The sequence below is a fragment of the Candidatus Ruthia endofausta genome, from assembly GCF_013342985.1.
Lineage (GTDB): Bacteria > Pseudomonadota > Gammaproteobacteria > PS1 > Pseudothioglobaceae > Ruthia > Ruthia endofausta.
Genome location: NZ_CP054490.1, coordinates 35,172 through 56,761, shown reverse-complemented (window position 1 = coordinate 56,761; position 21,590 = coordinate 35,172). Strand labels below are relative to the sequence as shown.

Annotated in this window: 19 protein-coding genes and 1 pseudogene; 10 read left to right on the top strand and 10 right to left on the bottom strand. The window is 36.7% G+C overall.

Annotation, left to right across the window (positions count from 1 at the left end):
* Positions 1-78 precede the first annotated feature (78 nt).
* Positions 79-3,759 (top strand): DUF3683 domain-containing protein, encoded by a 3,681-nt coding sequence (locus HUE58_RS00260; protein ID WP_174605108.1) that lies wholly within the window; start codon positions 79-81, stop codon positions 3,757-3,759.
* Positions 3,760-4,114: 355 nt separating this feature from the next.
* Here HUE58_RS00260 and HUE58_RS00255 read toward each other — a convergent pair.
* The 5 genes and pseudogenes from HUE58_RS00255 to HUE58_RS00235 all read right to left on the bottom strand — a co-directional run.
* A pseudogene (locus HUE58_RS00255) lies at positions 4,115-4,195 on the bottom strand (hypothetical protein); the annotation flags it as partial.
* 190 nt (positions 4,196-4,385) lie between these two features.
* On the bottom strand, positions 4,386-4,562 hold the full coding sequence (locus tag HUE58_RS06715; protein WP_246260809.1) for a hypothetical protein: 177 nt from the start codon (positions 4,560-4,562) through the stop codon (positions 4,386-4,388).
* 61 nt (positions 4,563-4,623) lie between these two features.
* Positions 4,624-5,913 (bottom strand): M16 family metallopeptidase, encoded by a 1,290-nt coding sequence (locus HUE58_RS00245; protein ID WP_174605107.1) that lies wholly within the window; start codon positions 5,911-5,913, stop codon positions 4,624-4,626.
* Complete coding sequence (locus HUE58_RS00240) at positions 5,910-7,235, bottom strand: M16 family metallopeptidase (RefSeq protein WP_174605106.1); 1,326 nt, start codon at positions 7,233-7,235, stop codon at positions 5,910-5,912. Before HUE58_RS00240 ends, HUE58_RS00245 begins: the two co-directional genes overlap by 4 nt.
* Positions 7,232-7,474, bottom strand: a complete 243-nt coding sequence (locus HUE58_RS00235) for a cytochrome b family protein (RefSeq protein WP_174605064.1) — start codon at positions 7,472-7,474, stop codon at positions 7,232-7,234. Before HUE58_RS00235 ends, HUE58_RS00240 begins: the two co-directional genes overlap by 4 nt.
* Positions 7,475-7,886: 412 nt before the next feature.
* Between HUE58_RS00235 and ftsY the strand changes: the two genes are divergently transcribed.
* Together ftsY and HUE58_RS00225 are read left to right on the top strand one after the other, a co-directional pair.
* A complete protein-coding gene (ftsY, locus tag HUE58_RS00230; RefSeq protein ID WP_174605105.1) occupies positions 7,887-8,843 on the top strand; it encodes a signal recognition particle-docking protein FtsY in 957 nt (318 codons plus the stop codon).
* A gap of 142 nt (positions 8,844-8,985) precedes the next feature.
* A complete protein-coding gene (locus HUE58_RS00225; protein WP_174605104.1) occupies positions 8,986-9,252 on the top strand; it encodes a hypothetical protein in 267 nt (88 codons plus the stop codon).
* Positions 9,253-9,747: 495 nt separating this feature from the next.
* Here the strand turns inward: HUE58_RS00225 and HUE58_RS00220 are convergent, their stop codons facing one another.
* Genes HUE58_RS00220 through hemC form a run of 3 tightly spaced genes read right to left on the bottom strand, consistent with a single transcriptional unit; the run spans position 9,748 to position 11,629 of the window.
* Complete coding sequence (locus HUE58_RS00220; protein ID WP_174605103.1) at positions 9,748-10,425, bottom strand: hypothetical protein; 678 nt, start codon at positions 10,423-10,425, stop codon at positions 9,748-9,750.
* 1 nt (position 10,426) lies between these two features.
* On the bottom strand, positions 10,427-10,711 hold the full coding sequence (locus HUE58_RS00215; protein WP_174605102.1) for a 4a-hydroxytetrahydrobiopterin dehydratase: 285 nt from the start codon (positions 10,709-10,711) through the stop codon (positions 10,427-10,429).
* Positions 10,712-10,714: 3 nt separating this feature from the next.
* Positions 10,715-11,629 (bottom strand): hydroxymethylbilane synthase, encoded by a 915-nt coding sequence (hemC, locus tag HUE58_RS00210; RefSeq protein ID WP_174605101.1) that lies wholly within the window; start codon positions 11,627-11,629, stop codon positions 10,715-10,717.
* Positions 11,630-11,982: 353 nt separating this feature from the next.
* Here hemC and argH point away from each other — a divergent pair, with 353 nt between their 5' ends.
* Together argH and fmt are read left to right on the top strand one after the other, a co-directional pair.
* Positions 11,983-13,425, top strand: a complete 1,443-nt coding sequence (gene argH, locus HUE58_RS00205; RefSeq protein ID WP_174605100.1) for an argininosuccinate lyase — start codon at positions 11,983-11,985, stop codon at positions 13,423-13,425.
* On the top strand, positions 13,425-14,387 hold the full coding sequence (gene fmt, locus HUE58_RS00200) for a methionyl-tRNA formyltransferase (protein ID WP_174606193.1): 963 nt from the start codon (positions 13,425-13,427) through the stop codon (positions 14,385-14,387). The genes argH and fmt overlap by 1 nt, the downstream gene beginning before the upstream one ends.
* Positions 14,388-14,466: 79 nt before the next feature.
* Here the strand turns inward: fmt and HUE58_RS07265 are convergent, their stop codons facing one another.
* The gene (locus HUE58_RS07265) at positions 14,467-14,631 is read right to left on the bottom strand and encodes a polysaccharide deacetylase family protein (protein ID WP_422851479.1); all 165 of its coding nucleotides are present in this window, start codon (positions 14,629-14,631) and stop codon (positions 14,467-14,469) included.
* A gap of 224 nt (positions 14,632-14,855) precedes the next feature.
* Positions 14,856-15,317, bottom strand: coding sequence for a tRNA (cytidine(34)-2'-O)-methyltransferase (locus HUE58_RS00190; RefSeq protein WP_174605098.1), 462 nt, complete (start codon positions 15,315-15,317; stop codon positions 14,856-14,858).
* 77 nt (positions 15,318-15,394) lie between these two features.
* Between HUE58_RS00190 and clpB the strand changes: the two genes are divergently transcribed.
* The 5 genes from clpB (at position 15,395) to HUE58_RS00165 (ending at position 21,590) form a co-directional block, all read left to right on the top strand.
* Complete coding sequence (gene clpB, locus HUE58_RS00185; RefSeq protein WP_174605097.1) at positions 15,395-17,953, top strand: ATP-dependent chaperone ClpB; 2,559 nt, start codon at positions 15,395-15,397, stop codon at positions 17,951-17,953.
* Positions 17,954-18,497: 544 nt separating this feature from the next.
* Positions 18,498-19,139, top strand: a complete 642-nt coding sequence (locus HUE58_RS00180) for an electron transport complex subunit E (RefSeq protein ID WP_174605096.1) — start codon at positions 18,498-18,500, stop codon at positions 19,137-19,139.
* 178 nt (positions 19,140-19,317) lie between these two features.
* Entirely contained in the window at positions 19,318-19,686 is a 369-nt protein-coding gene (locus HUE58_RS00175) for a rhodanese-like domain-containing protein (RefSeq protein ID WP_174605095.1), read from the top strand.
* 3 nt (positions 19,687-19,689) lie between these two features.
* A complete protein-coding gene (prmC, locus tag HUE58_RS00170; protein WP_174605094.1) occupies positions 19,690-20,475 on the top strand; it encodes a peptide chain release factor N(5)-glutamine methyltransferase in 786 nt (261 codons plus the stop codon).
* An 8-nt stretch (positions 20,476-20,483) separates the two neighbouring features.
* Entirely contained in the window at positions 20,484-21,590 is a 1,107-nt protein-coding gene (locus HUE58_RS00165; RefSeq protein ID WP_174605093.1) for a TRAP transporter substrate-binding protein, read from the top strand.

Here is a 21,590-nt window from a genome sequence, read left to right as displayed (position 1 = left end):
CCTTCAGGGTAAACATACAGCATTCAAAGCACCCATTATAGTAAAATAAATCCACTTTAATTAACTTTCAATTTTCAATTGAAACAATATCACGAAATTCCTTACAACTATACCTCTTTTTCTGACAAAGAGATTGTGTGTCGTTTTTTAAGCGTTGATGCTTGGGATTTGCTAAACCAACTGTGTCAAAATCGTAATACAGGTCGAAATGCTAGAATGCTATTTGAGGTGCTTGGTGATATGTGGATGGTTAATCGGAATCCTTATTTACAGGAAGATTTAATTAAAAATAAGCGTCGTTGGCGAAGGCTCATACAAGCGCTATATTCTCGTTTAGAATCAATCAAGGCGCGAACTGATAATAACGCACAAGTCATTGAGCTTCTTAATCAGACAGATATTGCAGTGCGTAGTTTTAAACGGTGTTTGAGCGATTTTAAAAACAATAAACAACGTATTAAAAAAGCCTTACTTAAAGTCACAAACAACAATAACATTCGTTTTGATGCTTTATCACGCGCCTCGCATTCAACTGATGCGACCGATTGGCGAGTAGAATACCCCAGCGTGGTCATCACGCCAGATACCGAACAAGAGATATTACACATTGTTAGAACCTGTATCCATCTAAGTTTGACCATCATCCCTCGTGGTGGTGGCACAGGTTATACAGGCGGTGTCATTCCACTAAATACACAAACTGCTGTTATTAATACTGAAAAACTCAGCTTCATCGATAATATAAATACCACTAACGATATACATAGCGTTAATGTTGGTGCAGGCGTAGTTACCAAGCGCGTTAGTGAATTAGCCAGTCAACACAACTTAGTATTTGCAGTTGATCCAACTTCTCAAGATGCTTGCACGATTGGTGGTAATGTTGCTATGAATGCAGGCGGGAAAAAAGCCCTAAGATGGGGTACAACAATTGACAACTTGTTGTCTTGGAAAATGGTCATGCCAGATGGCTCATGGTTGCAAGTAAAACGCCTGAATCACAATCAAGACAAAATCCAACTGCTTGATAAAGTAAGTTTTGAAATACATACACTCAAAGATGATGCACAAACCGTCATCAAAACCAGAGTCTTAACCATCGATACTAATCATATACGTAAAAGTGGGTTGGGTAAAGATGTTACCAATAAATTTTTAGATGGACTGCCGGGCATTCAAAAAGAAGGTTGCGATGGGTTTATTACTTCTGCCGAATTTATCTTGCATCAACCTTTAGAGCATATTAACACGCTATGCTTAGAATTCTTTGGTCATGATTTAAAAGTAGCAGTGTCAACCATTGTTGATATTAAAAATAGTGTTGATAGCAATACTGATGTTGATCTTATTGGCATGGAACACCTAGATGCACGCTATATTAAAGCCGTGCATTACACCACCAAAGCCAATAAGTCGCAGTTGCCGAAAATGATATTGCTAATCGATATTAGTGCTAATAATCAGCACTCACTTGACACTCAAACTGAAAAAATTAAAACCATTACCTTGCAACGTGATGGTGAATGCTTTATTGCTAAATCACTCAACAAAAGAAAAATATTTTGGAAAGACCGTGCCAATACCGCTGCCATTGCCGCCCATACTAACGCTTTTAAAATCAATGAAGATGTGGTTATTCCACTGGACAAACTGGCAGACTATAACGACAGTATTGAGCATATTAATATCCGCTTGTCTATTGGCAATAAAATTGATACTTTAGCTGGAATTGAAGCCTACTTTAAAAATCTCAAACCAGAAAGCAATCTTATTAAAGACAAAATTATTTCTGCCTTAACTCTGTTGAATCAAATCAGCAATCAATGGCTAGATTTACTTAATCGTCTTAATGAGCAAAAAGTCTTCAAACAGATACAAACAGCACAGATTGTGGTCTCCTACATTAATGAATTCGCTCACCCACTTGATGATTTGCTCATGGGTGATGTCTTTATTGATATTCGCAACCAAGTCAAAGTCATTCATCAGGAATATCGTGAAGTGCGTTTATTTGTTGCTATACATATGCACGCTGGCGATGGCAATGTACATACCAACATTCCAGTACATTCTCACAATACAAAAATGCTACATAAAGCTGAATCTGTGGTGGATGAGATTATGCATTTGGCTTCAACTCTTGGTGGGATTGTCTCTGGCGAACACGGTATTGGCTTGACTAAATACCAATATTTATCCGACGAATTCAAGCAAGCATTTACCCAATATAAGGCAAAAATTGACCCAAATAATCACTTCAACAAAGGAAAGCTAATGCCAGGTAGTGGACTGGATAATGCCTTTACCCCATCATTACGCCTTGTTGAACAAGAGGCATTAATCCTTGAAAGTAGTGAAATTGGTGAAATTAATGACATGGTTAAATCATGTCTGCGTTGTGGCAAGTGTAAAGATGTTTGCACCACGCACGTACCAAAAGCCAATCTTTTATACTCACCACGCGATAAAATTATTGGCACTAACCTTATTTCTGAGGCCTTTTTATACGAAGAGCAAACCAGACGTGGTATCTCTGTTAACCATTTTGATGAGTTTGATGATATTGCTGATCATTGCACTATTTGCCATAAATGTGCAAGCCCTTGTCCAGTTAATATTGATTTTGGTGATGTCTCTATTAAAATGAGGTCTATCTTAGTCAAGCAAAATAAACGTCGCACCAATATCGTCTCAAAAGCCTCAATGGCTTATCTCAACATGACCCAACCTTGGCAGATTAAATTAACCAAAAAAGTGTTGATTGATTTTAGCTATAAAGTGCAAAATATTGCCTCAAGAATGGCGCAACCTTTTTTGTATAAAAAACCTAATAAAACCGTGGGCAAACCTAGTTTTAAAGTTGAACTTGTTACTTTGTTAGATAAACCGTTGCCTATAGACACTGGGCTTGCGCCTATACGTGAACTGCTCAATATTAATGATACCAACACCGTACCCATTTTTTCACATCCAGAAAAATCCAACACCGATTCATCTAGCGTTTTTTACTTTCCTGGTTGTGGCTCTGAGCGTCTTTACTCTCAAATTAGCCTAGCAACAATTGCACTACTTTACCATCAAGGTATTAAGGTGGTTTTACCGCCAAGTTATCTATGCTGTGGCTACCCTCAAAGAGCAAACGGGGATGAGGCTAAAGGTAAAGCCATTTCTACTAATAACCGTGTTTTGTTCCACCGTATGGCAAATACACTTAATTATTTAGATATTAAACATGTTTTAACCTCTTGTGGTACTTGTATTGATCAATTACTCAGCTATGAACTTAATGATATTTTTAAAGATTCTATCTTAACGGATATTCACGAATATCTACTAGAGCACAATGTTAAATTAAATGCAACAGATGAACAATACCTTTACCATGCACCTTGCCATGATCCAATCAAATCTGATGATTCTAAAAAAATCATCTCTGAATTGGTTAATCAAAACGTTATTAGTAATGATCGTTGTTGTGGCGAAGCAGGCACGTTTGCTGTCGCACGAGCAGATATTGCCAAGCAAGTTAAATTTAAAAAAGAAATTGAAATTAAAAAAGACTTAACTGACATTAAATTAAACAAAACTGTAAAAATACTCACCACCTGCCCTGCCTGTCGACAAGGCTTATCACGCTATAAATCCTCAACCAATATTGAGCCTATTTATCCAGTTGAACTTATTGTTGAACAAGAGCTGGGTAAACATTGGCAGAAAGATTTTATAAAATCAGTGCATATTGAAAAAGTTCTTTTGTGATACCATTTTCAAAAATGGCACTGGTTTTAACTCAAACCATGCCAAGCAATAATACTAATAACAATCGGCGCAATAATACCCACTAATACGCCATATTGGATATTTTGAGTCTGAGATACTAAGTAATTGCCTACTAAGTATTAGCCTGTTTAGAAACAACCCGCACAGCAAATATACTAATACCAAAACCTCTTAATGGTAATAAAATATTAGTGGTTGCATAATCCAGACTATCAAAAATATTTCTTTCCCCTAGCAGATAAACATCAGACCAATCATTGAATGATAATTTAACAACCGCGTGTCTTTTTGCAAATAAGAACCGTATACCATCATCGTCCCCATAGCCAAATAACGCCCCGCCACCGTTTTCACCTACGATATAAGGGAGCTTCCAAATATTGCCCAAACCTACAGCCAGGCTAATTGCAGCCAGTAAAAAAACACCTCGGTTTGATCATTATTGAGAATGACCTGTTATCTCTTACTTTCCAGTGTTAAAAAGTCCTTTCATTATTTCTAAGCTTTAACATACACCCAAACACCTTGTCCAGATTGAAACTTGCCTTTAATACGCTGATAAGCATCTACTCCATATTGATCGGATCTGAGTAACTTTGTTTGCGTTATTTTAAACACCACGCCATCAACGTATCATTCGCACTAGGAACAACAATTGGATGATGAGTTTTACCACTTAATTCAACAACCAGTACATCTTTAATTTTTATATGACGTAACTGATAATCCAATATTTGGTCTGCATAATCCTCTAACACACGTCCAAATATTTTTAATTGCACTGGTGTATTTTACAACGCTCCATAAGAAAAGAGTAATTCACTTGTACTCATTACACTTTTTCTATTGAGCTTGCCCAACACTTAAAATAATAAATTTATCCATATCGATTAATCGGCTAAAAGCCGTTTGAATATCTTTGGCGCTAATATTCCTGATTTTATCAGTAAAACGACTTAAATAATCAGAAGGCAAATCGTAAAAACCAATGATTGATAAATACGTTAAAATATTCGCATTACTTGCTATTTCTAAAGCAAAACCGCCAATGATATTGTCCTTACCGTCTTGTAGATACTGATTACTAATTGGATAATTTAGAAAATTTTCTAATGTTTTAATGGCAATCTTTTGAGCTTGATTTGCCTGTTCATTTTTGGTTTGTAATTTTATTAAAAAAAATCCATTTGACTTCATCTTAGTAAAATAACTCACCACCGAATAGGCCAAGCCTTTTTGCTCACGAATGTCATCACTTAAAATAGAAGTTAATCCACTGCCACCCAAAATATGATTGCCTAAATATAGAGAATAATAATCAGAATGTGCTCGATTAATGCCAGTTTGCCCTATTAACAAATGCGTTTGCTTAGATGGAAATTCAATATGGATATTTTGTGATTTTTTAAGCGTCTTAACAAGTGGGTTGCTCAGAGCTTTCTTGCCACTATTTAAACCATGGGATATTTGTCTAGCAATTTGTTTGGCTTTAGTTTTGCTAATATCACCCACCAAAGCAATGGTCAAATTTTTGGCCACATAATATGTCTGGTAGTGTTGAGTCAAATCAAGGATACAAATATTAGCAAGTGATGCCTTAGTGCCAATTTTCGTATGCTCGTAAGGATGTCCAGCAAAAACTGCCTTAGCAAAAGCAAGTGATGCTATTAAAGCAGGTGATTGTTTAATTTCTTTAATTGAACGCAAGGTTTGTTTCTTTTCACGGTTTAAATATTTGTGCTTAAATACTGGTTGAGTAACAGCTTCAGTGAATGTGTTTAACGCTACTTGCAAATTATCTTGACGTGTTAACGTACGTAGCGAAACAATTGCCATATCTTTTAAAGAGTGCGTGGAGAATTGCGCGCCTACCGATTCAAACAACTCAATAATTTGCTCCTGTGAATGATATTTACTCGTTGTGCCCAGTAAGCTATTGGTTAAAGTTGCCAAGCCAAATTTAGCACCATCTCTAGAACTGGCCGCATCAAAATTTAAGGCAATATCAAGCATGGGCAAGCCTTTGGTTTGTGCAAACAACACTTTAGCACCTTCAGGCGTTGTCCAGTGCATAATATTCAACTTAGCTTGTGTTTGAGTTGTTAATAACAACAAAATGATTAAAAATTTCATTTAGTGCCTTGTGGTATTAGCTCAACATAATTAAGCATATCAAAATCTAAATACTGCTCAGCAACATTAGCCACATCTCGAGTGCTTACTTGATTCATTTTAGCAACATAATTTAACAACTTATCAGTCTTCAATCCTACACTAGAGAGCATGCCCAAGTAGTATGATTGAGTAGAGATTTGGTCTTGTTCAAAAATAAAATCAGCCTCCAGTTGCACCTTAGTACGTCTTAATTCAGCTTCAATTAAATGTGGCTTTTCAATCAACTCCCTTACTTGAATCTTTATCATTTGAAGGATGTTTTGGCTACTAATTCCTTGTACAGGAACAAAACTAATGGTAAATAAAGTATCAAATTTATCATACAATCGATAACCCACACTAATGCCTGACACTATTTGTTGATTTCTCATTAATGCTTTTGATAAACCATTATCTAAAATATGAGCCAACATTTCTAGTTGATACGCTTTGTTTTCACTGTTTATTGTGGCCAAGCTTGGCACGTGAAAACTTATTGTATAAAATGGTAGCTCGGCCTTAAGTTTGAGCATTCGTGATTGTTTATTAAGTGCAATAGAGGGTCTATTTTTATTGTCATCAATGTTTGGATTGGCCTTGTATCCACCAAAATACCGAGTTGCGTATTCAATCACACGCTCTGGGTCAACATCACCCACTACAACCAGTGTTGCATTGTTAGGCGCATAATAGGTTTCATACCAATGGCGCAAATCAGACAAATGATAATTTTCTATATCTGCTTGAAAGCCAATAATAGGCGCATGATAGGCGCCTTTTGAGTCAAAAGAGATTAGTCGCAAATTTTCATATACTTTTGCATTAGGATTGTCCTCCACACGCAACCTACGCTCTTCAATCACCACCTGTCTTTCTTTGGTTAGCTCGGTATCAGAAAAACTCAAATGACGCATTCTATCCGCCTCCATCTTAATAGCAAGCTCTAGTTTTGATTGATGCATTTTTTGATAATAAACAGTGTAATCTTTCGAGGTAAAAGCATTTTCATCGCCACCATTACGTGCAATAATACGAGAGAATTCACCTGATTTATAATCACGTGAGCCCTTAAACATCATATGTTCAAGCATGTGCGAGATACCCGTTATGGGTTGAAATTCATCACTAGCACCCACTTTATACCAAAGTTGAGAAATAAACACAGGCGCACGACGGTCAGTTTTAATAATAATTTTTAAGCCATTATTAAGCATTACCGTGCTCACATTTGAGCCACTCAATCCTTCGGAAAATGCCAAATGGTGAATGAATAAAGCAATATACGCTATGAATTTAATCATCTTTTCCAATTAACCCTAAAACCAAACAACAACGCAATCAAACCATAAATCATCGGTTCAATATCCATAGACGATTTTGCCTGCCAATAAAAATACACAATGACCAATATAATAATCAAATAAATGGATTTATGTAACTTTTTCCAACGCTTGCCTAAACGACGCACCATTTTATTAGTTGAGATAATTACCAATAAAAACAACAAAATAAAGCCCTGTATATAAATGCGCGACCTCATTACTATAACCGCTAAACAATTCAGTTTTACGTTTTTCTGGATCGCGCTTGCCAGTACCAAATTCATAAAAATTATTATAATTGGTAATATTCTTTGAAAGAATTTGGTGCCAGTTCCTTGTCATAATCAGTTGATATCATCTTGTCAGACAAGCCACCACCTTGTACCCCTTTCTGCTGAACTTGAAAAAGCACTAAACCTTGCCAAGCCTACACCTAACCATGCACTTTGTTTAATAAAAGTTACGGCGATTAAGATAGTGAATCTCATCAGTTACATGGTATCCAGGAATTTTTTTCATCATTTATATTGCCAAAAGTGTTAATTTTATTATACGTCGTCAAATATACAAAGTTTCACTTTGATAAAAATAAAGAATAGTAAAATTAATTTTTTTTATACTTGAATTGTTATGTTTAATTTTTTTAAAAAAAATCAGTCTAAATCAGAAGGTTTAGACGCAGACAAGCCAGCTTCATTAAGACAACGTCTAAATAAATCTAGACAAAAACTAGGGTCTGGCTTATCTTCTTTATTATTAGGTAAAAAAGAAATTAATGACGATTTATTAGAGGCATTAGAAACCCTATTAATCACTGCTGATGTTGGCATTAATACCACAGATAAAATACTAGAGTCTGTACGTAAAAATGCCTCTAGAAACACCTTAAAAGATGCTGAAAACTTGTATCAATTCTTAAAAGATGAATTGGCTAAATTGCTCCTTGAAGATAACCAGCTTAATACTAATATTAATGAGACTTTTGTTATTCTAGTCGTAGGTGTTAATGGCGCTGGCAAAACCACCTTGATTGGCAAAATGGCAAAATCTTTTCAAAATCAAGGCAAGTCGGTTATGTTGGCAGCAGGCGATACCTTTCGTGCCGCTGCTGTTGAACAACTCAGAGTGTGGGGGCAGCGCAATAACACACCTGTTGTAGCACAAACAACGGGTACCGATGCAGCTTCAGTTATCTTTGATGCCTACCAATCAGCACAAGCTAAAAATATTGATATTTTAATTGCCGACACTGCAGGGCGATTACATACACAGAACAACCTTATGCAAGAACTAGCCAAAATTAAGCGTGTCATTGCGAAACAAAATGAAAACGCACCGCATGAAACCATGCTGGTTATTGACGGCGGATCAGGGCAAAATGTCATCAATCAAGCTAAAGAATTTAACAAAGCAGTTACTTTAAGCGGCATTAGTATCACTAAGCTAGATGGCACCGCCAAAGGCGGGATTTTATTTGCAATTGCCGATGAACTTAATCTGCCCATTCGTTATATTGGTGTAGGTGAAGAGATTAACGATCTTAAAGCTTTTCAATCCAAAGAATTCATCAACGCTTTGTTTGATTAAATGATATGATGAATTAAGAAAGAACGCATTTAAAAATAACACCATACTACAATCATACACCGAGATTTATCTTCAACCAAGCATTAAATTAACAGCCATAAAAACGATTATAGCGTTATCATTAAAAGCAATATTAGAATAGGTGAATAAGCCTACTTGCGAAAGCAAAATACGCTTTGGTACTAATTTAACCATGCCACTTGGCAACGACAACACTAAGCAACAAACCATTGCAAAACTTGGCATACAAGCCAAGCAAGCCGAACTAGGTATTAAGAAATTTAAACAAAATTTATCCTCTCAAGTGCTCACACTTAACGAATTAAATCAAGTACAAAAAACACTGACTACTGAGAACTTGATTATCGTAATTTGTGTCTTAAACGCGCTAGAGCGCATTATGAAATAGGGCTGGAAAGTGAGATTGGCGATGCGTCACTCACGCAATTCACTAATACAGAGTACAAATTAGCTAAAAACCAATTTGTTTTGCTGTTATTTATTACTATAAATAGGTCAGCATTAGCAATATACCTGGTTTCTAGCGAGGTTATACCCTGATTAAATCTGTTGGAAGTTCTGTTAAACAAGGTGATTTACTGGTACAAATTGGCAATACGCAAGCAAAATTAGAACTGGACTACCTAAAAAGCACTACAAAAAAACCTACCAGAAAAATTTTGACGACAAGCAGTTGGACCTTCAACAAACAGAAGAATTGTATGACCGCTTAGTCTCTTCACATAGAGATTATATAATTAATTTTTCAAAGCCAATTGAACTAAAAAAATACTAAATTTACGCGCCCATATCTGGCACTATTAAAGCCACACCTAATTTAAGAAACGCAACCAACACTAATAGCACCAAAAATGCTAATAATTTTAGAATAATTAGGGTGAAGCTATTTTCTGGTGTTTTGCTCAATACGTAGCATGGCCAACATCATCACAAGCATAATAAAAATTCCCAAAGCGACAGCGGCCATGCCTAAAGCAATAAAACCTATCATTTGTTGAGTTTTAACCGTGCCTATTTTTAATAAATTGCCTTGTGTTTTCTGGTTGACTTGTTGAGCAAATATCTGATCATGCCAGTATAATAAATCCTCAATATTAATTTGGCCATTTTCAGTATTAAGCGCTCGTTTGGTTAATTTTGCTAAAGATTGTACATAAGCCAATTGCAACATTTTTGTATAAGGATTAGACTTAATTCTAAGTAAGGCTGTTATTCTATGCTGCATGTTTGTTTTGTTAATAACTTCATCGGGCAACTGCTGTAAATGGCTAATAATCTGTTGAGTATATTTATCAAACTCGCGTATAAAACTATTCTCTTCATCTTGCTTTAATGATTGATTAGCATCTAAATAAGTCTTAATGTTGTCAGTTAGTGCGCGTGAGTTTTGATATTGGTCAAAATCAATCATTGGGTTTTCAATCTTGTCGCTAACTTGTGTGTTAATTTTTTCATAACTAACCACGCCTAATGCAATAACAGTTATTAATGAAACCAGTGCAAACAACAAGCCAATACGTTGCACTATAATAAAAAAGTTTTTCTCAATAAATCTCAACATGTTACTTACTCATATGGTTAAAAATATCACTAATTTTACCGGCCAATTCGACATCCAATTGGGTAACTAAGCCTTCACTATGTGTGATTAAATCAATCACAACGGTTTGATAAACATTTGACCAATGTGGGTGATGATTCATCTTTGAGGCCTCAATAGCAACTTGCGTTATAAAGCCAAAAGCCTGAGTAAAATCATTAAAAATAAAGGCTTGATGCAATTTACCATCAAGCATTACCCAACCTGATAATTTAAACAACATCTTTAAATTAGGTTGTGTGCTCATTTTTTAGCCTTTTAAAATATCTTTAGCACCTAATGATATTAGTTTGTTTGCTAATTCAACACCCAAAGTCTCTGCTTGAGAAACATGACCTAAAACCTGCTCTTTTAATATCACACCAGTATCAACATTACCCACCAAGCCTGTTAACGTTATTTGCTCATTATTAACCAAAGCAAAGCCTGCAATTGGCACCAAGCAACCACCTTCAAGGCGTGCATTCATTGCTCGTTCTGCACTTATTCTATAGGTGGTTTCAACATCAATCAAGGGCTTAATTAATTTTAGGATTCCTGTATCGTTTTCACGAATTTCAATACCTACTGCACCTTGCCCTATGGCAGGCAGGCTTTGCTGGTCAGAAATTTGTTGTTTAATTCTATCTTCAAGCCCTAGACGAATAAGCCCCGCACAAGCAAGAATAATACCATCAAACTCACCTTCGTCTAATTTTTTTAATCGAGTATTGATATTACCACGCAAATCTAGGATTTTTAAATCAGGTCGGATGGCTTTAAGTTGCACAATACGGCGCATTGAACAAGTGCCAACTTTAGCATTTTGTGGCAAATCATCAATACTAGAAAAATCATTGGAAACAAAGGCATCAAAGGGATTTTCACGTTTTAAAATTGCCCCTAACTCAAACCCTTGCGGTATTTCATAAGGCACATCTTTCATAGAATGCACGGCAATATCAGCCATGCCTTTCATCATACTAACTTCTAATTCTTTAATAAACAAACCCTTACCGCCAATTTTTGGCAAGGGCGAATTTAGAATTTGATCGCCCTTAGTGCTCATCTCTACCAAAACAACTGTTAGATTAGGATAGAGTTTTTCTAGCCTAGTTTGAACATACTCTGCTTGCCATAATGCCAATGGAGATTGTCGAGTTGCAATTCTTAGAGTTTTGTTCATGGTTAAAAGAGTTTATATTAAAATAGATCTATGTTTCGATTTTATCTATTGTTGCTTGTGCTTGTTTCTAATTTTGCTACGTTGCAAGGGTTTTACCACCACCACTGGCAAAAAATCTCTTAGAAGATGCTCAGTTAGTACGTAAAAACGAAGCACTCATTTTAATAATGTTTTCCACTCCTAACTGCCCTTTTATGGTATAAATTTTTACCCCACAGTATTTCTTATGGAGAATCATGCGCAAACTTAGGCAAAATAGTTGGCGTACCTAGTATGGATTATTATTGGACTAAGCTTGATAAGGTGATTGACAAATCAATCACTAAACTTAAACGACAATTAAAGGCAGAATTATGACGAGCGACACACAACATAAACGACATACAACAGTCCTCAAAGAGGCGTCTAGGCAAACAACACAAACCAATCAATCTTGGGGCGGGCGTTTTAGTGAGCCAACAGATGAATTTGTTAAAATTTTTGGCGCGTCAATATTCTTTGACAAGATTCTAGCACCTTACGATATTCAAGGCTCAATTGCGCACGCCACCATGTTGCAAGAAGTCGGTTTACTCACTAACAATGAAAAGAATCAAATTATTAAAGGTCTTGAGAAAATTCTAGATGACATCAAAACCGATAAATTTAAGTGGTCAGTAACACTTGAAGATGTACACATGAATATTGAGGCGCATTTGGTTAAGATGATTGGCGATGCAGGCAAGAAACTACACACAGGACGTTCTCGCAATGACCAAGTAGCAACCGATATTCGCCTTTATTTACGTGATCAAATTGATGATATTATTAATGAAATCAAGCGTCTACAACTAACACTAACTGATATAGCCGAAAAAGAAACCAATACGATTATGCCTGGCTTTACTCATCTTCAAGCCGCACAACCCATCAGTTTTGGCCATCACATGATGGCTTATTTTGAAATGTTAGCGCGTGATGTAGAGCGTCTACTTGATTGTCGGAAACGCATCAATTCAATGCCACTAGGTTCAGCGGCACTGGCAGGCACCACTTATCCAATTAATCGCACGCGTACCGCTGAGTTATTAAACTTTGAACGCATTTGCCTTAATTCACTTGATGGCGTGAGTGATCGAGATTTTGCCATTGAATTTTTATCCGCAGCAAGCATCATCATGATGCATCTTTCACGTTTTTCAGAAGAGCTTATTTTATGGTCAAGTGCGCAATTTAATTTTATCGAATTACCTGATAGATTTTGCACAGGCTCATCCATCATGCCACAAAAAAAAAACCCAGACGTGCCTGAATTGGTTCGCGGAAAAACAGGCCGCGTATATGGCAATTTAACCTCACTGCTGACGATTATGAAATCTCAACCACTGGCTTATAACAAAGACAATCAAGAAGACAAAGAGCCATTATTTGATACGGTTGACACCTTAAAAGCCTGTTTGCATGTGTTTGCAGACATGGTGCCAACCATTCAAACCAAGCGTAACAATATGTATAACTCAGCCAAACAAGGCTACACCACAGCCACTGATTTGGTTGACTATTTAGTTAATAAAGGGTTGCCATTTAGAGATGCACACGAAGTAGTTGGAAAATCAGTTGCTTACGGTATTGAGCACCAAAAAGATTTAAGCGAGCTTAGTTTGGAAGAATTACAAGCTTTTAATGATCGAATTGAAAATGATGTATTTGGAATACTCTCACTAGAAGGCTCATTAAATGCACGCAACCACTTAAGCGCAACTAGCCCCAACCAAGTCAAACAAGCCATCAAAATAGCAAGAGAAATTTTAAAATGATGCACGCCAAAAGTATTTCTTTCAAGGCGCGCATTGTCTTTGCAGGTACGCCTGAGTTTTCGGTAGACATCTTAGAAGCACTAATTAACGCCAAATATGATATTGTTGGCGTATATTGTCAACCTGATCGCCCTAAAGGTCGTGGGAGAGCATTAACAGCCTGCCCTGTCAAAAAAAAAGCATTAGAACACAACTTAAACGTTTTTCAACCTGAAAACTTAAAAGACAATAAAATTCAACAAATCTTAGCAAAACTCAATGCAGATGTGATGGTAGTAGTAGCTTATGGGCAAATATTGCCTGCTAAAATTCTCAATATGCCTAAGTATGGTTGTCTTAATATCCACGGCTCATTATTACCACGTTGGCGCGGCGCAGCACCTATTCAGCGTGCAATTTTAGCAGGTGACAAAACCACGGGCATCGGTATTATGCAAATGAATGAGGGCTTAGATACAGGCAAGATCTTACTTGAAAAAACCTGTCCAGTCACGCTCACTGATACAGCACAATCCTTGCATGACAAATTGGCCAAACTTGGTTCTAGTGCTATTGTTGAAGTCCTAGATAATCTTGGTAATTTATCGCCAATAGCACAAAGTAAAAACAACATCACTTACGCCAAAAAACTCGAAAAAGAGGAAGCATGGATTGATTGGACTCAAAGTGCGACACAAATCCATCAACAAATTAGAGCGTTTAACCCCTACCCTATCACCCAAACCTACGCATCAAGCAACAGGTTTGATATTAAAGTTCTACGTATTTTATCTGCCTCTGTAATAATAGCAAATAGCAATCACAACCCAGGTAGTATTATTAAATACAATAAGGGGGAGTGTATTGTTGCTACTGGAAATGGTGCGTTAAGCTTAGAAAATTTACAACTTTTAGGCAAAAAAGCACTTAATATCAAAGATTTTAGTAACGCCTATACACTTACTCAATTATTTTCGGATTAATCCGCTGAATGCTGTACCGTAATGCCTGCTTTTTATCCACTGGGCATGGCTAGTGCCATGATTATAAAACGTCATTGTTTTACTTTAAATATCTCACATTTTTTTGCCAAGTCATCATTGCTTTATATTTATGGTCAATTGAATCTGTTGCTATAAAAACATTCATTGATATTTGATATCTTCGCAAAAGCGGATAAGCATTTTCTGCAATTGATTGATAAGCATCATTAGCCGTTAGAACCACGCATTTATTTGGCAAGCGCCATTACCGTTCAAACGCTCAAGCATTGTTTTTAAGCTTAACACTTAAAAATTCATTGGCTTGCAGATATTACAAATGCTGTTCAAATAACTTAGGGCTAATTAATACTGGTTGATTTAGGCGTGACATCAGAAAGATGATGATACAACAAAACCACACAACTATTAGCACTTGCCAATGATAAAAACAACATCAATACAATAAATTTAAGCACCTTTAGTCCTCTTAAAGCCAATTTGGCGCCAAGCTTCATACGCCATAATAGAAGCGCAATTTGACAAATTTAAACTACGAGACCCATCTTGCATTGGTAAAGTAATACCCTTATATTGATTTAATATGTCTTGTGGAAGCCCTCTAGTTTCTGGACCTAAAAGTAGTGAGTCACCCGCTTGGTACTTAACGTCTGTATAAATGGTTTTAACTTTTGAACTAACTGCAAATAGCCTTTTAGGTTTTGCCTTCTCCAAATAGTCATCAAAATTGTCATATTCACTGACACGCATAAGTTCTTTATAATCCAGTCCCGCCCTGCGTAATTTTTTATCCTCCATTTCAAAACCGTAAGGTTTGATAAGGTGTAAATTTGCACCCATATTGGCACACAAGCGAATAATAGCGCCAGTATTGTTGGGTATTTCAGGCTCAAACAGCACTAAATTTAACATAATATTTCATATTGTACTTGAAATGTATTAATCATCCCATAGATAATCATTACACAACATAAAAACACAACAAACCCGTGAATATTGATAAACTAACCGCCCAATTTCAGCAAGACTTAGGCGTTGCACAATCTATCGCTGTTACGAAAAACAACAGTGCCATAGAGGCGGTGCATGTTCTAAGTGCCATGCTGCAACATACTGATAGTAGTGTTGGTAATCTACTACTCAACACTAATATTGATACTCAAAAGCTCAAACAAGAAATTGATAAAGAAATTGATACATTAGCCACGATTAACAATCCAAACGGTGATGTTAATATTTCTCAAAATTTATTACGCCTATTAAACACAGCTGAAAAGATAGCCAGTGATAAGCACGATATATATTTATCAACCGAACTATTCTTATTGGTCATCATTCAAGGTAATGATACAGCCACAAAACTATTAAAAACTGCTGGTGCAAATGAGGTAAGTTTAAACCAAGCAATTGACAACCTTAGAGGAGGTGAGAACGTGACTGATCAAAATGCAGAAAATAACAGAGATGCACTGAATAAATATACCCAAGATTTAACTCAATCAGCCATTGAGGGCAAACTTGACCCTGTAATTGGTCGTGATAGTGAAATTCGTCGTGCTATCCAAGTATTGCAACGCCGTACTAAAAACAACCCAGTACTAATTGGCGAACCTGGCGTGGGCAAAACTGCCATTGTTGAAGGCCTGGCACAACGCATTATTAATAACGAAGTGCCCGAAGGCATTAAAGGTAAGCGCGTCTTGTCATTAGACATGGCTGCACTGGTGGCAGGTGCTAAATATCGAGGTGAATTTGAAGAGCGATTGAAAGCCGTGCTCAAAGAATTAGAAGCCGAGCAAGGACAAGTCATTTTATTTATTGATGAGTTGCACACCATGGTCGGTGCTGGTAAATCTGATGGCGCTATGGACGCAGGCAATATGTTAAAGCCTACTCTAGCCCGTGGTGATTTACACTGCATGGGTGCTACTACACTAGATGAATATCGCCAATATATTGAAAAAGACTCAGCTTTAGAACGCAGATTCCAAAAAGTATTGGTGGACGAACCAACCGAACAAGACACCATTGCTATTTTGCGTGGCCTTAAAGAAAAATACGAGGTGCATCATGGTGTGGAAATCACTGATCCTGCCATTATTGCTGCTGTCACCTATTCAACCAGATACATTACCGACAGACAATTACCAGATAAAGCCATTGATTTAATTGATGAGGCTGCCTCACAAATTCGCATGGAGATTGATTCAAAACCAGAATCAATGGACAAACTTGACCGTAAATTGGTACAACTTAAAATCGAACGTATGGCGCTTAAAAAAGAAAAAGACAAAGCCTCTAAAACGCGACTAAAAGAATTGGTTGATTTAATTAAATCTCTAGAAAAAGAGTACGCTGATTTGGAAGAAATTTGGAGAAAAGAAAAATTAGTGGTTCAAGGTGCACATCATCTTAAAGAAGAACTAGAGCAAGCAAAAGCCGATTTAGAAAGCGCACATCGCAATAATGATTTAGCCAAAATGAGTGAACTTCAATACGGTATTATTCCTGAATTAGAACAAAAAATAGGTATCGCTGAAAATGCTGGTACGCAGCAAATGACCCTGCTTAGAAATAAAGTTACGGAAGATGAAATCGCCCATATTGTCGCCCGTTGGACGGGCATTCCTGTGGATAAAATGATGGCAGGCGAAAAAGACAAATTACTGCAAATGGAGAGTATTATTCACAAACGCCTAGTGGGTCAAGACAAAGCCGTTAAAGTAATTTCTGATGCCGTACGTCGTGCACGCAGTGGCTTATCTGATCCTAATCGCCCCGATGGCTCATTTTTATTTATGGGTCCAACTGGCGTGGGAAAAACCGAACTCACCAAGGCCTTGGCAGACTTTTTATTTGACACCGAGCAAGCCATTGTCCGTGTTGATATGAGTGAGTTTATGGAAAAACACTCGGTTGCACGTTTAATTGGCGCACCCCCAGGCTATGTTGGCTATGAACAAGGCGGCATGCTAACTGAGGCCGTGCGTCGCAAACCTTACTCAATCATTCTACTTGATGAGATTGAAAAAGCTCATCCAGATGTGTTTAACATTCTCTTGCAAGTACTGGATGATGGTCGCCTAACAGATGGCCAAGGTCGCACAGTTGATTTTAAAAACACTGTTATTATTATGACTTCAAACTTAGGTTCACACCTGATTCAACAAAACCCAGGTAAGGATATGTTCGCTGAACTTTCTAAGATTATCAACGAGCACTTTAGACCTGAGTTTGTCAATCGTATTGATGAAATCGTGATCTTTAAAACGCTAGGAAAATCCCAAATCAAAAACATTGCATTCAGACAAATTGAAATCTTATCAGCGCGCTTGGCTAAACTTAACCTTAAACTAACATTGAGTGACACAGTTATCAGTATGATTGTTGACAGAGGTTATGATCCTGTATTTGGCGCTAGACCACTCAAACGCACCATACAACAGTTGTTAGAGAATCCTTTGTCACAAAAAATTCTTGCTGGAGAGTTCTTATCAGGCTCAACCATTCATAGCGATGTTAAAGATGGACAAATCGTTTTCTCTTAATCAATTTTTATCTGGTTAACACACACAGGAGTGTTATACATACCCTACATACCCTCCTTTTTTGCTAATTAAAAAATACACTATACTTCAATCTAACCCCGACCCTCGCTCCTGCTAAACCAAGAGCTTACCACACCTCCAACGTGTCATAAATGCGAATTATTTTATCAGGAATTATTGTTCGTGATAAAATATAATTTTTTGAAAAAAGTAACACTTTGTGGCAAATAAGCAATCATTTTTCTATGTTTTAAGGTAAATTAAGCGCCAATTAAAATATCATTTGCTAAAGTGCTCAAACAAAAACGCAGAACACTCAATCTATCCCAAGGGGTTCTAGCAGAAAAATCAGAGCTTTCTATGCGCTCAATTTCATTATTTGAGTGTGGTAAAATAAAAGCCTTTGCTTTCTAGTATTTGCTGTATTGTGGGGGCATTAGAAATAAGTGCTACAGAATTAATATGCATCATAGGAAAAAGACTTACAAAATCAAAGGCTTGTTGTCAATAAATCAACGTGTGATTAAGTATATAATCGAGTGTCATGAGTGACTATACCAAAATTATAAAAAATGGTCTGTGGAATAACAACCAAGCCTTAGTTGCACTTTTAGGTCTGTGTCCTTTATTGGCAGTCACTAACAATATTGTGAGTGCAATCGGACTTGGGCTGGCAACTACTTTTGTTTTAGTAGCGTCTAATATAACCGTTTCTATTTTTCGTCATCAAATTTCAAAAGAAGTTCGTATTCCTATTTTTGTCCTACTAATTGCTTCATTTGTAACGATTGTTGAGTTATTGATGCAGTCATACTTTTATGATTTATATTTGATATTGGGTATTTTTGTACCATTGATTGTAACCAACTGCGCTATTTTAGGGCGTGCTGAAGCATTTGCTAGTAAAAATACTTGGGGGAAATCTGCACTGGATGGATTGATGATGGGTGTTGGTTTTTCTATTGTACTGATTGTATTAGGTGCAATGCGTGAACTGATTGGCAATGGCACTTTGTTTGAGCAATCTGCATTATTACTGGGTGATTTAGGTAATACGCTTAGTGTTACTATATTTGAAAACTATCAAGGTACTTTACTAGCCATCTTACCACCAGGGGCATTCATTGGTTTGGGGTTTATTGTGGCAATGAAAAACAGATACGATTTAAGAGGGGAAAAATCATGAAAAAATTAACATTATTACTAATCAGCCTATTAACACTAAGTACTTATGCGCAGGAAAAAGCCACTAAACAAATTCTTATTTACCCAATGTAGTTTTTATCTCAAAACTGCCCGTGGCAAGACTCAACTCGTTATACTCTTTTGCGTCACACGCTGTAGAGACGATTGGCGAGTTGGTTATGATTAACTACATTAAACAAAAATCAGCAGGTGATGACACCATCTTAATTATTGGTACACGTACACCTAATTGGCCAACCATTACGGGTGTTATTCCCACTGCCATTAACATTCCTTATACGCGTTTTAAAAATAAAGAAAAAGCACTAGAAATTATAGGAGACTTGTTAGGCGTTCAAATTGACGAATTACCTGATTTTTCTTATGCCAAAACTTTAGTCCTATATTGCAATGGCATCTGGTGCGGTCAAATACCAACTTCTGTAACGACGTTGCTTAAGTATAGTTATCCTACTGCTAAAATTAAATACTTTCGAGGTAGTATACAAAATTGGAAAGCATTGGGATTAACAACCGTTAATTTATAAATCTTGGTTACCATCCAGGATTATTTAAACAGTGACATAATTGATATTGCGCCACTATTATCTTTAGCCCTTAATAAAAGCCACACTCAACTTATTACCCATTATGATTATCAGCCCAATAATGAGGAAAAAACTCAACTTAATCAACTCATAAAACAAAGACAATCTGGTACGCCTTTTGCTTATTTAAATGGCACAAAAGGGTTTTATCATCTTGATTTTAAGGTTACCCCTAGTACGCTAATCCCCAGACCCGAAACTGAACTTTTAATCGACATTGCTTTGGGCTTGTTTGATAAAAATAAAATCTGTGAAGTACTTGATTTAGGCACTGGTAGTGGAATTATTGCTGTTACTTTAGGCGATAAAAATCCGCAATGGCACTTAACTGCAACTGACTTTTCAATTGATGCACTTAACATTGCCCAGCAAAATGCAAAAACAAACATTAACTTTCAACTGGGCAGTTGGTTTGAAGCTACGCCTAACCAAACATTTGATTTAATTATCTCCAACCCGCCTTATATTAAACAAGGCAACCCCTACCTTAATGATTTAAGTTTTGAGCCACAAAGTGCACTTGTGTCTGGCAAAGATGGCTTGGATGACGTTCGCACTATTATTGATAACGCACCACAATATCTTAATAAAAAAGGCTATGTTTTATTAGAACACGGCTTTGACCAACAAGAAGAAATCATACAGTTATTAAATCATGATTTTTTCAATATTCAAAAATTTAAAGACTATAATCAACAAAATCGCGCCGTTTTGGCACAAATTAAATAAAGGTAATCATGAAAAAAATAACACAAACACTCGTCATATTAATGCTAACTGCTTTTGTCACCACTACTGCTGGTTGGTTTAGTGATGATAACAATCAAAAGCAAATCAAGCAACAAAACTTTAAAGTTTATACCTTGAAGTTGGCCGAAACTTGGCCAAGCAACTTTCCTATTTTTGGCGATGCGGTTAAAAAAGCCGTTAAACTAGCGTTTGACATGTCAAACGGTCGTCTGGTTATTAAAATTGACTCTAAAAACAAACACAAAGCCCCACTTGGTATTTTTGACATGGTTAAGTCTGGTCAATACGACCTTGGCCATTCTAGCTCGTACTATTGGAAAGGTAAAGACATCAATACTTTATTTTTCACCTCCATGCCCTTTGGTATGACAGCAAACGAGCAACATGCCTGGTTTGAATATGGTGGTGGTCAAGAATTAATGGATAAAGTCTACGCTAAGCATGGACTAAGGTCTATTATCGGTGGCAACACTGGCAACCAAATGGGTGGTTGGTTCCAAGAAGAAATTAACTCAATTGAGGACTTACAGGGATTAAAAATGCGCATCCCTGGATTCGCAGGTGAAATCATAGCAAAGGTTGGCGCTAAACCTACCAATATTCCAGCAGGTGAGTTATACACTGCACTAGATCGTGGCACAATTAATGCCTTAGAATGGGTAGGTCCTTCGTTGGATTTAAGAATGGGTTTTCATAAAATTGCCCCTTATTACTACACCGGTTGGCATGAACCTGGCTCTGAAATGCAGTTTTTAATTAACTTGAAAAAGTTTAATGCATTGCCTAAAGACTTACAAGCCATCTTAATCACCTCAATGAAATTAGCTGCTTATGATATGCTGGCACGCTCTAATCATGAAAGCGCCAAAAACTGGGCAAGTATGAAAAAAGATTATCCTAATATCAAAATCAAAACCTTTCCAAAGTCAGTATTTGACAAGCTTAGAGCTGCTAATAAAAAACTCCTTACCAAGTTAGCTGCTAATAATTCACTGTCCAAAGAAATCATTCAATCACAAAAGAATTACTTAAAAAAGGCGCGTGCTTGGACAGCAATCTCAGATCAGGCTTATTTGAACTCTCAAACGCAATAA

Coding starts and splice junctions, on each gene's coding strand:
- HUE58_RS00245 (WP_174605107.1), bottom strand. CDS start 5,913: ATGAAATTTTTAATCATTTTGTTGTTATTAACAACTCAAACACAAGCT.
- HUE58_RS00240 (WP_174605106.1), bottom strand. CDS start 7,235: ATGATTAAATTCATAGCGTATATTGCTTTATTCATTCACCATTTGGCA.
- HUE58_RS00235 (WP_174605064.1), bottom strand. CDS start 7,474: ATGAGGTCGCGCATTTATATACAGGGCTTTATTTTGTTGTTTTTATTG.
- ftsY (WP_174605105.1), top strand. CDS start 7,887: ATGTTTAATTTTTTTAAAAAAAATCAGTCTAAATCAGAAGGTTTAGAC.
- HUE58_RS00220 (WP_174605103.1), bottom strand. CDS start 10,425: ATGTTGAGATTTATTGAGAAAAACTTTTTTATTATAGTGCAACGTATT.
- HUE58_RS00215 (WP_174605102.1), bottom strand. CDS start 10,711: ATGAGCACACAACCTAATTTAAAGATGTTGTTTAAATTATCAGGTTGG.
- hemC (WP_174605101.1), bottom strand. CDS start 11,629: ATGAACAAAACTCTAAGAATTGCAACTCGACAATCTCCATTGGCATTA.
- argH (WP_174605100.1), top strand. CDS start 11,983: ATGACGAGCGACACACAACATAAACGACATACAACAGTCCTCAAAGAG.
- fmt (WP_174606193.1), top strand. CDS start 13,425: ATGCACGCCAAAAGTATTTCTTTCAAGGCGCGCATTGTCTTTGCAGGT.
- HUE58_RS00190 (WP_174605098.1), bottom strand. CDS start 15,317: ATGTTAAATTTAGTGCTGTTTGAGCCTGAAATACCCAACAATACTGGC.
- HUE58_RS00180 (WP_174605096.1), top strand. CDS start 18,498: ATGAGTGACTATACCAAAATTATAAAAAATGGTCTGTGGAATAACAAC.
- HUE58_RS00175 (WP_174605095.1), top strand. CDS start 19,318: ATGATTAACTACATTAAACAAAAATCAGCAGGTGATGACACCATCTTA.
- HUE58_RS00165 (WP_174605093.1), top strand. CDS start 20,484: ATGAAAAAAATAACACAAACACTCGTCATATTAATGCTAACTGCTTTT.